General features: G+C 58.5%; 12 protein-coding genes. 5 read left to right on the plus strand and 7 right to left on the minus strand.

What is annotated here, in order from left to right; all coding sequences use genetic code 11:
• Positions 1–501 precede the first annotated feature (501 nt).
• The 4 genes from F3J08_RS10565 to F3J08_RS10580 all read right to left on the minus strand — a co-directional run bounded on the left by F3J08_RS10565 (position 502) and on the right by F3J08_RS10580 (position 3,957).
• On the minus strand, positions 502–2,238 hold the full coding sequence (locus tag F3J08_RS10565) for a sensor histidine kinase (protein ID WP_166929831.1): 1,737 nt from the start codon (positions 2,236–2,238) through the stop codon (positions 502–504).
• Between the two features lie 105 nt (positions 2,239–2,343).
• Positions 2,344–2,511 (minus strand): NepR family anti-sigma factor, encoded by a 168-nt coding sequence (locus F3J08_RS10570; protein ID WP_240149288.1) that lies wholly within the window; start codon positions 2,509–2,511, stop codon positions 2,344–2,346.
• 223 nt (positions 2,512–2,734) lie between these two features.
• A complete protein-coding gene (locus tag F3J08_RS10575) occupies positions 2,735–3,313 on the minus strand; it encodes a sigma-70 family RNA polymerase sigma factor (RefSeq protein ID WP_023978043.1) in 579 nt (192 codons plus the stop codon).
• 170 nt (positions 3,314–3,483) lie between these two features.
• A complete protein-coding gene (locus F3J08_RS10580) occupies positions 3,484–3,957 on the minus strand; it encodes a sigma-70 family RNA polymerase sigma factor (RefSeq protein WP_240386535.1) in 474 nt (157 codons plus the stop codon).
• A 184-nt stretch (positions 3,958–4,141) separates the two neighbouring features.
• Between F3J08_RS10580 and F3J08_RS10585 the strand changes: the two genes are divergently transcribed.
• Both F3J08_RS10585 and F3J08_RS10590 read left to right on the plus strand, forming a co-directional pair.
• On the plus strand, positions 4,142–4,885 hold the full coding sequence (locus F3J08_RS10585; RefSeq protein WP_166929836.1) for a PhyR family response regulator anti-anti-sigma factor: 744 nt from the start codon (positions 4,142–4,144) through the stop codon (positions 4,883–4,885).
• A 36-nt stretch (positions 4,886–4,921) separates the two neighbouring features.
• Entirely contained in the window at positions 4,922–6,739 is a 1,818-nt protein-coding gene (locus tag F3J08_RS10590) for an ABC-F family ATP-binding cassette domain-containing protein (RefSeq protein WP_166929838.1), read from the plus strand.
• A gap of 56 nt (positions 6,740–6,795) precedes the next feature.
• Here F3J08_RS10590 and F3J08_RS10595 read toward each other — a convergent pair whose 3' ends face one another.
• Positions 6,796–7,791 carry a Gfo/Idh/MocA family protein gene (locus tag F3J08_RS10595; RefSeq protein ID WP_370458714.1) on the minus strand — a complete coding sequence of 332 codons (996 nt, stop codon included), beginning with the start codon at positions 7,789–7,791 and terminating at the stop codon, positions 6,796–6,798.
• 161 nt (positions 7,792–7,952) lie between these two features.
• Here F3J08_RS10595 and secD point away from each other — a divergent pair, with 161 nt between their 5' ends.
• The gene (secD, locus tag F3J08_RS10600) at positions 7,953–9,503 is read left to right on the plus strand and encodes a protein translocase subunit SecD (RefSeq protein ID WP_370458715.1); all 1,551 of its coding nucleotides are present in this window, start codon (positions 7,953–7,955) and stop codon (positions 9,501–9,503) included.
• Between the two features lie 4 nt (positions 9,504–9,507).
• Complete coding sequence (secF, locus tag F3J08_RS10605; RefSeq protein ID WP_166929842.1) at positions 9,508–10,446, plus strand: protein translocase subunit SecF; 939 nt, start codon at positions 9,508–9,510, stop codon at positions 10,444–10,446.
• Between the two features lie 63 nt (positions 10,447–10,509).
• On the opposite strand, the gene F3J08_RS10610 is transcribed toward secF, so the two are convergent.
• A complete protein-coding gene (locus tag F3J08_RS10610; protein ID WP_166929844.1) occupies positions 10,510–10,881 on the minus strand; it encodes a hypothetical protein in 372 nt (123 codons plus the stop codon).
• A 69-nt stretch (positions 10,882–10,950) separates the two neighbouring features.
• The gene (gene mscL, locus F3J08_RS10615) at positions 10,951–11,409 is read right to left on the minus strand and encodes a large-conductance mechanosensitive channel protein MscL (protein ID WP_166929846.1); all 459 of its coding nucleotides are present in this window, start codon (positions 11,407–11,409) and stop codon (positions 10,951–10,953) included.
• Positions 11,410–11,670: 261 nt separating this feature from the next.
• Here mscL and rpmE point away from each other — a divergent pair, with 261 nt between their 5' ends.
• Complete coding sequence (gene rpmE, locus F3J08_RS10620; RefSeq protein WP_023978053.1) at positions 11,671–11,904, plus strand: 50S ribosomal protein L31; 234 nt, start codon at positions 11,671–11,673, stop codon at positions 11,902–11,904.
• The last annotated feature ends 93 nt before the right edge of the window (positions 11,905–11,997 follow it).

Here is an 11,997-nt window from a genome sequence, read left to right on the forward strand (position 1 = left end):
CGCAGGGCACTGGCCAATGGTACACCGACTGGTATTGCGAAATTGCTACCATTCAACAGACTAACTGCGTCTGCACGAGACAAGGATTTTCGGAGTCGACGACGCCTCGTGTCTGTTACACAGCTCGACATTAAGGTCGTTATTCGGAATCTTGCTCGGGAAATACCGTTAATTATGCACCACCAGAGCCGTCAGAGATTCGTTTTCGCTCGTGGGTACCGCAGGGCACTGGCCAATGGTACACCGACTGGTATTGCGAAATTGCTACCATTCAACAGACTAACTGCGTCTGCACGAGACAAGGATTTTCGGAGTCGACGACGCCTCGTGTCTGTTACACAGCTCGCGCCATCAGCACGTTGCAGGTCTGGATCTTTAAGCGCCCCAGCGCTTGTGACGACGCTTGACCGCAAATACCGCAGCCTCTCAACCCTTATCGGGCCTTATCGGGCTGACAATATGCGATAAAGTGGTAATCTGCAGAGACGCATTTGTTGTGCTTCAGGCAAGGTTACGGCGCGGGAGATGTATTGGGAATACGAGCCGGTACACCGTTCCTTGCTCGGAAATGATATCGAGTGTCGCGCCAAGCTGTCGGGCAAAACCTCGTACAAGCTGCAGACCAATGCCTTCACGCTTTTCGCCCTCAGAGGGGAAAGCAAGTCCCACGCCGTTGTCTTCGATCAAAAGTAGCGCGGTGTCTTCAACGCGGTTGAGCTGGATGCGTACGGCGCCCGTCCTTCCCTCCGGAAAGGCGTATCGCAATGCATTGGTCACAATTTCAGTAACAATGAGAGAGAGCGGCACTGCCTGGTCAGGCGTGATTGGCAGGTTATGCACATCGAGCGAGAGGCTGATGCGCCCCTTGTTGGCGTGATTATTGGCAGTGAAAATCTGGCTCGCCAGTTCCTCGAGAAATGCACGAATGTCGAGAGTACTCAGCCCACCTTCAGGATAGAGATAGCGATGGAGCGTCGCCAGAGATCGCACCCGATCTCGCACGAGATGGAATTCCTCTTTTGCCTCTGGAAGCTTGATGCGGTTTGCCTGAAGATTGAGCAAAGACGTTACGATCTGCAGATTGTTTTTGACTCTGTGGTGGATCTCACGAATGAGCAGATCCTGTTGCTTCGTCGCTCGCTGCAATCGGGCCTCGTGCCGGTCCAGCCGCTTTGTTGCACGGCTAAAAGCGCGTTCCATCTGGCGTATCTCAAGCGGAAGGGACTTCGGGAGGTCTGGCTGGAAAAGGCCATGACGACGCCACTCCGAGACACTTGATGCCAGTTTTTCAAGGGGCTCTACAAGATAACGCTGCGCGGCGAGCGCCACCAGCAAAAGTTCGACAACCAGAATAAGGACGATAAGCATCACACGCGCCAGAAAGAGCTGGAGCGCACGTGTTTCATCTGCGCTACGAACCGATATCGCCACGATACTCGTTGGTCCGTATCCTGGGATCAACGTGTAGTAGACGTCATCAGATTCAAAGTGGTCAGCCTTCCTGCCAACCTTCAAATCGGCGAGCAGGCGGTCTTTCACCTCCTTCGTCCACGGCTCTCCCACGTGCTGCTTCGCCGTCAGGGCAATTGGCGACGTACTCCCGGTGAATAACCAGAGATCGGTCGCACCCGCGTCTGCGTCGCGAGGCTTGTGCATGTACTGGTCGTTGGCCACGAGTTCCTGATTCACCAGTGGCCGAAAGGCGATAAGCTGTCCAGGCACGAGTGTGCCCGCGCGATTGACATAGTTTAGGGTGATGGCTGACCGTACGAGCAGAGAGGTTCCCGCCACGATGATTTGTGCATCGGGATGATCGTCGGAACCGGTACCCTCCACCAAAGCCGCCTGATGCTCAGCCTCAGCGAGAGCACGGAGATTTGCCTGGCAGGGGTTTCCGTCTTTCTCGCTACCGCGACTGCTTGCGACCGCTTTGCCGTCCCGGTCGATCAACTCAAGCAGGCAGTAATGCTGCTGACTTATCGACTGCACCAACTGGAAGGCTCTGGGTGCGATCTCCTCGTGCAAGGTTATCTGCGCGAGTGTTTCCAGTGCCCCTTGCGCACGACCCAGATCGGAAGCGATTTCGTGCCGAGCGCTCAACGCGTCCGATCGGGTGCGCTCAAAACTGTTATCAGACGTCGTGAGATAAGCGTGCCATGCAAGAACCCCTGCCACACTCGCCAAGGGTACCGAGGTGCAGATGATGAGGGCCATCACCCGTGAACCTACAGTGTCCAACAGGCTTGTCCTCGATCTGAGGCCGCCCGCAGTAAGTACCGATAGGACCTTCAATCCGCAGGCCTTGATAAGTTGATTACGGACCGTTGAAGCCCTGCCATAAGATCAGGGCTCCCGCTCGTCACGATCTTCCTCAATCAGACGCAGCAGCTCCTCAGGAATCGGTTCGTTGGCCACGTCGTCAAAAAGCTGGTGCAGTCCACGTTTCAACCAGAGGTCGAAAGGATTCTCGGTGTCGTTCGCTGAGCCTGCCTGGCGGGGCTTCTCCGGCATGCCGTCCTTTCCCCCAGTCATGTCCTCACCTCAACGAAAAGAATCAACCCATGCGATCTTAACAATGCGCCGCAGGACGAGTTGCACTAACGAAATTTAATCATCTCATTTTGAATAAAAGAAAAGACCCAATCGCGCCAAAGGGGAGTGAGATACCTCACTCCCCTTTTGAACCCAGCAAATATGTCGCAGCGTCAGGCTAGGACATTATCAAGATCAGTAATCAAAATGTGAACAGATCGTCAGACTTGAGACCCTTGCGCCGACGATCATCAAGTGTTGCGCGGAGCGCTGCGACCTTGACGCGCAGCTTATCGTTGGCCGGCAGATCGCCAGTCATCCAAGCCTCGAGCTGGCGGCGTGCGCGGAATACGCGGCTCTTGGCCGTCCCAACAGCGCAGCCCGTTGCTTCCGCGAGGGCCTCGTAGCTCATGCCCTGCACGACCACCATCACGAGCGCCTCTCGCTGATCAGCAGGGAGGCGAGACAGCGCCATTGACAGGTCTTTCAGTGCCAGACTGTCCTCATGCGTCGCGTTGCTAGCAAAAGACGATGCGGGCACATCCTCGATATCTGTCGTCTCGCGACGCTTGCGCAGATCCGAAATGAAGCGGTTGCGCAGGATGCGGTGCATCCAGGCTGAGAAATTCGTGCCGGGGATGAAGCTGTCCTGAGCAGCCAGGGCATTGCATACCGCGTCCTGAACCAGATCCTCGGCGGCGGAACGGTTGCGTGTCAGGGACAGAGCCTGAACGCGCAGTTTGGGGAGAATCTGGATAACTTGGTCATGGAAGCTGGTCATGCGAAAATCCTTCTTCGCTCGGTGCTTTTCAATGGACCAATGAACGGAAGAAAGAAGAGGTTGCATGCAATGACAAAAAACTGAAAATTTTTGTCAGAAGTCTGAAATGCCTTGTCGCAAGCGTAGTCTCTGGCGACCCTCCGGAACGCTCGCCGCACGCCAAGATCAATCTAGGCGGGATCTTCAGATGGCGAGGCGATCTCGGCAAGCTGGGCCCGTGCTCTCGACACACGCGCTTTCATTGTGCCGACCGGACAATCGCAGATTGCAGCAGCCTCCTCGTAACTCATTTCCTGAGCACCAACGAGAATCAGCGCCTCACGCAGAAGTTCAGGCAGCCGCCATAAGAGCTGCGAAAGATCCATGACGCCATCCTTGTACCGATCGCGCTCATCGAACCCTCCCTCACTACCTCGTGATATCTCGCCGAGAATCTCCGTTTCCTTCACCTTGCGACGACGCTGCTCGAAGAAAACATTCCTCAGGATAGTGAATAGCCAAGCCTTGAGATTGGTCCCCGCGATGAAACTGTCACGCGCGGCCAGCGCACGCAAAACCGTGTCCTGCACGAGGTCATCGGCTGCGGAGGCGTCTCTGGTGAGGTAGCGTGCAAAACCGCGCAGATCGACGAGATGCGCGGCAATTCCCCGCCGGACGGGATCAGCCTTCGCGCCCGCCGCTTGCGGATTGTCTGCCTTGTCGGTGCTCAGCCTGTGATCTCCCGGTAGCGCATGACTGCATTCCTCTTTGCTCAGCGCCGAAAAAGTGCCATCGTAACGCAACGGACCGCGTTGTGTTGGCGGAAAATTTCTGGAGCTTCGTTTCTCTATGGTCGATGCAGAGCGCCAAGACCTCATGCAAGCCTTGCCCTTTGCGCGACGTTTTGCAAGAGCTCTTGAAGGCACACAGAAGCAGGGTGATCAGCTTGTGGCCCTTGCCATACGCGACATGGCTACGCGCAAGGGTGAGCATGAGATCAGTGTTCGCTTCCGTCTTTACAAGTCGATCATCGACTGTTTTCAGGCTGCCAACGGCAGTGCTCATCCTCCGTCATCCCTCACGCTGACGCAGCGCTTCGTCCTGCTTCTCACCTCGCTTGAGGAAGTTCCACTCAGCGCCGTTGCCATGATCCTTGGGCGAACCGAAGCCGATATCCTCGGAGACATTGCCAAGGCGAATGAGGGTCTGCGTTCAGTTGCCGAGACAAGCGTGCTGATCATCGAGGACGAGCCCATCATCGCGATGGACATCCAGGACGTGGTACAGCAATGCGGCCATCGCATTGCGGGTGTCGCCTACACCGAGGCCGATGCCGTGCGCTTGGCCAAGGAAACACGCCCTGGACTTATCCTGGCCGACATCAATCTCGGTGGCGGCGGCGACGGCATGCACGCTGTTGGTCGCATTATGAAGGACCATCAGGCACCGGTGATCTTCGTGACCGCCTATCCCGAGCGGCTGCTTACAGGCGAGCAGGAAGAGCCATCTTTCATCATCACCAAGCCCTTCGAGCCTACCACGCTGGCCATAACGACCTATCAGGCGGTTACGGGCGGTCTCAAAGCGATCTGACTTGCATCGACGCAGCCGGTGCGACACATAGGGCGCATGGCTGCACCGATCCTTCATTTACGCGATATCTCCTATACTCTCGGGGGTCGTCCACTGCTGGACGGTGCCGAAATCGGGGTCGCCCCGGGCGAAAAGCTCTGCCTGGTGGGCCGCAATGGCTCAGGCAAATCGACGCTCCTGCGCATTGCCGCTGGCGAGATCCTGCCTGACTCTGGCCAGTGCTTCGTGCAGCCCGGGATCAAGATCGTTTATCTCCCGCAGGAACCAGACCTCTCGGCCTTCAGGACGAGCTACGACTACGTCGCTCAGGATCTTCAGCCGGAGGAGGATTATCTCGCCCGCAGCATGCTTTCGGAACTTGGTCTGACAGGTGACGAATCCACGGCAATACTCTCGGGTGGTGAGGCCCGTCGCTGCGCCCTCGCCCGTGCCCTTGCCGCGCGACCGGATCTTCTGCTTCTCGACGAGCCGACCAACCATCTCGATTTGCCAACCATCACATGGCTCGAGCGCGAGCTTGCCTCCATGCGCTCAGCCATGATCGTGATTAGCCATGATCGCCGCCTCCTCGAAACTCTCTCGCGCGCCGTCGTCTGGCTCGAGCAAGGCATCACCCGTCGCCTCGATCAGGGTTTTGCCCGCTTCGAGGACTGGCGCGAGGAAGTTCTCGCGCTGGAGGAACTTGCGGCTCACAAGCTTGATCGCGAGATCGCCCGTGAAGAGGACTGGATGCGCTATGGCGTGACAGCCCGTCGCAAGCGCAATGTCCGCCGCGTGGCGGAGCTGGCCTCGCTACGTTCGCGCCGCAAGGAGATTGCAAGCCAGTTCCGTGGGTCGCTCAAGCTGACCGTGTCAGAAGCCCAGACAACCGGAAAGCTGACAACCGTAGCGGAGGATGTGACCAAGGCATTCGGCGAGCGGGTTGTGGTCAAGAATCTCGATCTGCGCGTGCTCAAGGGCGATCGCCTTGGGATTGTCGGGGCCAACGGTATGGGCAAGACGACGCTTCTCCGTCTCCTCACCGGCGAGGATCAGCCCGATACGGGACGCGTACAGGTAGGTCCCTCCACCTCGCTCGTCACGCTGGACCAGCGACGCGCGAGCCTCGACCCGTCCATGACGCTTGCGGATACCATGACCGGGGGAAGCGGCGACATGGTGCAGGTGGGTGATGAGAAACGCCATGTCATCGGATATATGAAGGACTTCCTGTTCCGCCCCGAACAGGCGCGCACGCCGGTTGGTGTCCTCTCTGGCGGTGAACGTGGCAGGCTTGCCCTTGCCTGTGCACTGGCCCAGCCATCGAACCTGCTCGTGCTCGACGAGCCGACGAATGATCTTGACCTTGAGACGCTCGATCTGTTGCAGGAAATGCTGGACGATTATCCGGGTACGGTCATGCTGGTGAGCCATGATCGCGATTTCCTGGACCGCGTGGCCACCTCGGTTCTTGTGGCGCAGGGCGACGGCCACTGGATCGAGTATGCCGGTGGGTACAGCGATATGCTGGCCCAGACGGGTGGCGAAGCCCCGGCTGAGCGCAATGCAAATCCGGACGGCAAAACCGCCGAGCCACGAGAAAAGAATACTGCAAGATCAGAGCGCAACAGCAAGAAGCTCAGCTATAAGGACAAGCTGGCGCTGGAGAAACTTCCTGCGGAAATCGATCGTCTCGAGAAGCTCATCGTCACCCTGCGTGAGACACTCTCAGACCCGTCGCTCTACAGCAAGGACGCAAAGAAGTTCGCCCGGGTAAGCGACGAGCTCACTTCTGCCGAGGCAGCGCTTACCTCTGCCGAGGAGGAATGGCTCCTTCTGGAAATGAAAAAAGAAGAGATCGAGTCCGGCGCTTGAACACCGGACCAGAAATCTTCAAGGGGTACCGAGCAGGAAAATGCCCCTCTTTCCGCTCAGGCCTCGGTTGGAAACAGGCTGTCGCCTGATGCGATAAGCCCTGACATCTCCATGCGCGCCCTCGTGTCATCCATGCTGGCCTTGACGCGAATGGCCGCATCGAGCGCCCGTATACCCGCCTCCGCATCGACAAGGATCGGTGCGCCGTCCAGGCATGCCGCTGCGAAAGCATCGTGCTCGGCAGCAAGGCAATCATTGTCTTTCCACCGCAGTGCCTCGCGCCGGAAGCCCCCCGTGCCCGGTAAAGGCAATCCACGCTTTCGGCCAATCATGGTCAGCTCCTGCTGAACGAAATCGGCCGAAAGGTAACCCTCCTCCGAAAAGACACGCATACGGCGTTCGGTCTTGAGCGAGATACGGCTGGCCGAGATGGAGGCGACACATCCATTGGCGAACCTCACCCGCGCATTGGAGATATCCTCATGCGCGCTCGATACCGCAACGCCCACCGCGTCTATGGACTCGATGGGAGAGTCGACCAGTGAAAGCACCAAATCGAGATCGTGGATCATCAGATCGAGGATCACCGACACATCTGTGCCACGCGGCTTGAAGGGGGCGATCCGCGTCGCCTCGATATACAGAGGCTTGCCGATACGCTCTGAAATCGCCTTGTGCTCTGAGGAGTACCGCAGAAGGTGGCCCACCTGAAGCACCACGCCCTTAGCCTTCGCCAGTGCCGCAAGGGTTCTGGCTTCATCGAGGGTCGCAGCGATGGGTTTTTCCACCAGCACGTGACGCCCCGCATTGAGGCAGGCGGAAGCGACCGGAAAATGCTGTTCCGCCGGGGCCGCCACGATCACCGCGTCAGACTGGGCAATCAGGGCCTCAAGGCTTTCCGCGACCATACACCCGGCCTCTTTGGCCACGAGCTGGGCCCGCGCCTGATCCGGGTCATAAAGGGCGACAAGCTGCTCACGCGGACAGTCCTTTGCCTTGAGGGCGTGGAAGCGGCCAAAATGACCAGCCCCCACAATTCCGACCTTCAGCATATTTTTTCCCGGTCCGTGCACGTCTGAAATCATGTTTTTGGTGTAGCAGGGGGCACAGGGAGGTTGCAACGCAGAGCGCCTGCCTGCATCTTCCCGCAGCCTGACCGCCTCGCGGTAGCCTCAAATCTCCGGTCGTTACAAGAAGGACGCCGCTCCGTTCGATGATGTACTATAGTCGGCCTACCATGCTGGGAGTTCTCGGGGTCTGTTTCCTCGGCCTCCTGCTCTGCCTGCCCAATTTCATGCGTGCGCCTGCGGCCAAGCTGCCCTGGCATCAGATCCATCTGGGTCTTGATTTGCGTGGCGGTTCCTATCTTCTGCTTCGACTCGATCAGCAGAGCCTCGTTGATGACCGCCTTCAGGGTCTTGAGGATCAGGCCAAGCAGGTCCTGATTGAAAAGAACCTTGGCTATCGCGATTTTCGCAAGGATGCCGCTGGGCGCACGCTCAGCTTCCTCCCGCGTGATGCAAGCGAGCAGCAATCCAGCCTCGAGGCTCTCTCCTCGCTGACTGGCGCTGGCAGCGACGTAGCCGCCGCGCTCGATCACGACCGCATCGTAATGACCCTGAACGAGGCGGCGTTGCGTCAGCGTGCGCGCGAGGCCGTCGGGCAGTCCATCGAGATCGTTCGCCGCCGTATCGACAGCACGGGTGCAGTTGACCCCGAGATTACGCGACAGGGTGACGACCGCATCGTGGTCGAACTACCCGGCATCAGTGATCCTGAGCATATCAAGCGTCTGCTGGGCACCACCGCCAAGATGACATTCCGTCTGCTGGCCAACTCGGCCGGAGGGGGCGCCGTAGCACCGCCGGGATCCACCCTCATGCAGGATATCAGCACGGGTGCAATGTTGCCGGTATTGGACCATGTCGCTGTTGATGGCGCTGCGTTGAACAATGCCGGTGCATCGATCGACCAGCAATCTGGCGAATGGGCTGTCACCTTCTCGTTCAATCGAGCGGGCGCCCGCGCTTTTGCACAGACCACCTCCGAAAATGTTGGCCGACGCTTTGCGATCGTGCTCGACAACAAGGTGATCGAGGCCCCGGTCATCCGGACCCCCATTACGCAGGGCAACGGCCAGATCACGGGTAATTTCACCGCTCAGACAGCGACCGATCTTGCTGTGATGCTGCGCGCAGGCGCCCTGCCCGCGCCGCTCGCGGTTATCGAGCAGCGCTCGATTGGTCCGTCGCTCGGTGCTGATTCGATCCGGGCCGGTGCCATCAGTCTGGCTATTGGCTTCATCTTCGTGATCGTCTTCATGGCGCTGTTCTATGGGCGTTTCGGCCTCTATGCGAACATCGCCCTGCTGGCCAATCTGGTGCTGATGACGGCCATCCTCTCGCTGTTCGAGGCCACACTGACCCTGCCGGGTATGGCGGGTATGCTGCTGACACTCGGCATGGCAGTTGATGCCAACATCCTGATCAACGAGCGTATCCGCGAGGAAGTCGGGCGTGGACGTACGGCGCTCGCTGCCATGCAGACCGGTTTCGAACGTGCTTCCTCCACCATCATCGACAGCAATGCGACGGCCTTTCTTGCGCACGTCATGCTGTTCGTGTTCGGCACAGGGCCAGTTCGTGGCTTCGCCCTGACGATTACGGTCGGTATCGTCACCACCCTCTTCACCACCATGCTGCTGTCACGTCTGCTGATGGTTCGCTGGTACGCCCTCACACGCCCCACAGAACTGCCGGTCTGAAGCGATGCTCTCACGTCCTCTTTTCCGCTTCGTCCGTGAAGACAAGCATATTCCGTTCATGCGGGGCCGCTATGCCGGCCTCGCCACCTCGGCCATCCTGTCGGCTCTCTCGGTCGTTCTGTTCTTCGTGCCTGGCCTCAAGCTCGGTCTCGATTTCCATGGCGGTATCGTTGTGGAGGCCCAGACCCAGGGACCGGCAGATTTCGACAAGCTCCGTCATGCGCTTGCCGTTCATAATATTTCCGCGGCAGGGCTACAGCGCTTCGGGGCTGAAAACGATGTGCTGATCCAGCTCGACACACCGCCTGCAGGCCCGACGCAGGAAGCCGATACGCAAAAGCTGGTCGATACCGTGCGCCACGCGGTTGTCGAGGCTCAGCCTGGTACGCAGGTCCTGCGCGCCGACGCCGTTGGCGCTTCGGTCTCCAGCGAGCTGTTTCGCAACGGGCTTCTTGCCCTTGGGCTCAGCCTTGCCATGATCCTGGTCTATATCTGGGTCCGGTTCGAATGGGAGTTCGCAATCAGCGCCGTGATCACGCTGGTGCTCGACCTCACCAAGACGGTCGGGTTCCTTGCTATCACACGCTTCCAGTTCGATCTGGTGATGGTGGCCGCCATCCTGACGATTTTGGGCTATTCCACCAATGACAAGGTGGTGGTCTATGACCGCGTGCGTGAGAACCTGCGCAAGTATCGCACTATGCCCCTGCGTGAGTTGCTCGATCTCTCCATCAACGAGACGCTCAACCGGACGCTCGGCACTTCCATGACGGTGTTTCTCGCAGCGCTACCGCTGGCCATTTTCGGCGGCCATAGCCTCTCAGGCTTTGCCACCGTCATGCTCTTCGGCATCGTAGTCGGCACATCGTCGTCGATCTTCATTGCGGCACCGCTGCTTCTGCTTATGGGCGAGAAGCGCCTGCGTCGCAGCAAGGCCTCCTGAGGCCAAAATTCCGGGGAGGCTGCGCTTGCCTCCCCTAGCCCGGTGACCGATGCCTGAACCCGGTCAGGGTGCCGCCAGCCCTGGTTTTATACCATCAACGGCTGGCTGGGCCACCGGGGTGGCATAATCCAGAATCTGCATGATTCCACCGTCAGCGAGCCTGAAATTGGCATCCGTGGGCGAGAACGCAGCCTGTCGGATCAATTGCCACGTATTGTGATCGATCGCGATCAAGCGTGCGATATCGGTCTTCGTCGCCTTGTGCTGCATGATGCGCACGATCATGCCGTGCTCCGCCATGCCATTCGCAATAGCATAGCTTGTGAGCAGAACGCTCGGTGAGCGGCTCTGCATCAGTTGGTCGCCTCCGCCCCCGGCACAAGCGGTGAGAGACAGGGCTGAAACCAGAATAGCGGATGAAAGAAAATGGCGCATGAACGGATCATGCGCCACGAAACAGCGCCCGCCAAGCGGGCGCGTCAATACAGGGTGATAAAGACTGGCTTATCTGGGATCCTTCGCGATCAGATCGCGGATTTCTGTCAGCAGGACCTCGCTCTTGGTCGGCGCAGGCGGGGCTGCCGGCGCGGCTTCCTGCTTGTGCTGGAAACGGGAAACAATCTTGATCAGCCAGAATACGGCGAAGGCCACGATCAGAAACTGAATTACGACGTTGAGGAATACGCCCACATTGACCGTAACGGCCCCCGCTTTCTGCGCTTCGGCGAGTGTAGGAAGTACCGGCCCCTTGAGCGTGACGAAGATATTCGAGAAATCGATCCCACCTGTGAGCAGTCCGATGCCGGGAGTAAGAATATCCTTGACGAGACTGGTGACAATCGACGTGAAAGCTGCACCGACGATGATACCGACAGCCATGTCGATGACATTGCCACGCATGATGAACTTCTGGAATTCGGCAATCCAGCCGGGGGTGTGCAGCTTTGAACGTAGATCAGACATCGTAAATTTTTTTCCTTCAGGTAAGGGAATGGAGCGGGACTGTGGAAAGCGTGTTCAGGCTCGGTTCGTGACGCAGGCATCTGCCGTGTCTGGAATGGTCAAGCACCCCAGATTGTGGGATAAAACCCTGAGGCCGGATAGAAAAAACAATGGGGGCGCAGAAGTTTCTGCGTTTTTGTCGTTTCCCTGACCGTTTCTTTCCGTTATAGCCCCGCCATCCGCTCCGGTCGGCATCGGAGCATTGCAACAAGGACAGCACAGATGAAGACCGGCATTCACCCCGATTATCACGAGATCACCATCATCATGACTGATGGCAGCGAGTTCAAGACGCAGTCCTGCTATGGCAAGGCTGGCGACACGCTGCGTCTCGACGTTGACCCGAAGTCCCACCCGGCCTGGACCGGCGTGCAGCGTATGCTCGACACGGGAGGCCAGGTGGCCAAGTTCAACAAGCGTTTTGCCGGCATCGGCGCTCGCGCCGCCAAGAAGTAATATCAGGCGCTCCTTCCCGGGCGGGGCCTTGTCCCGCCCGGAAATGATCCCACATCAAGCCTGTCACAATGCCCATCCGGGGTTGCGACAATG

It is taken from the genome of Asaia sp. As-1742 (genome assembly GCF_011753235.1).
Classification (GTDB): Bacteria; Pseudomonadota; Alphaproteobacteria; order Acetobacterales; family Acetobacteraceae; genus Asaia; species Asaia bogorensis_B.

Coding starts and splice junctions, on each gene's coding strand:
- F3J08_RS10570 (WP_240149288.1), bottom strand. CDS start 2,511: ATGCCGGAGAAGCCCCGCCAGGCAGGCTCAGCGAACGACACCGAGAAT.
- F3J08_RS10575 (WP_023978043.1), bottom strand. CDS start 3,313: ATGACCAGCTTCCATGACCAAGTTATCCAGATTCTCCCCAAACTGCGC.
- F3J08_RS10585 (WP_166929836.1), top strand. CDS start 4,142: ATGGTCGATGCAGAGCGCCAAGACCTCATGCAAGCCTTGCCCTTTGCG.
- F3J08_RS10590 (WP_166929838.1), top strand. CDS start 4,922: ATGGCTGCACCGATCCTTCATTTACGCGATATCTCCTATACTCTCGGG.
- F3J08_RS10595 (WP_370458714.1), bottom strand. CDS start 7,791: ATGCTGAAGGTCGGAATTGTGGGGGCTGGTCATTTTGGCCGCTTCCAC.
- secD (WP_370458715.1), top strand. CDS start 7,953: ATGATGTACTATAGTCGGCCTACCATGCTGGGAGTTCTCGGGGTCTGT.
- secF (WP_166929842.1), top strand. CDS start 9,508: ATGCTCTCACGTCCTCTTTTCCGCTTCGTCCGTGAAGACAAGCATATT.
- F3J08_RS10610 (WP_166929844.1), bottom strand. CDS start 10,881: ATGCGCCATTTTCTTTCATCCGCTATTCTGGTTTCAGCCCTGTCTCTC.
- mscL (WP_166929846.1), bottom strand. CDS start 11,409: ATGTCTGATCTACGTTCAAAGCTGCACACCCCCGGCTGGATTGCCGAA.
- rpmE (WP_023978053.1), top strand. CDS start 11,671: ATGAAGACCGGCATTCACCCCGATTATCACGAGATCACCATCATCATG.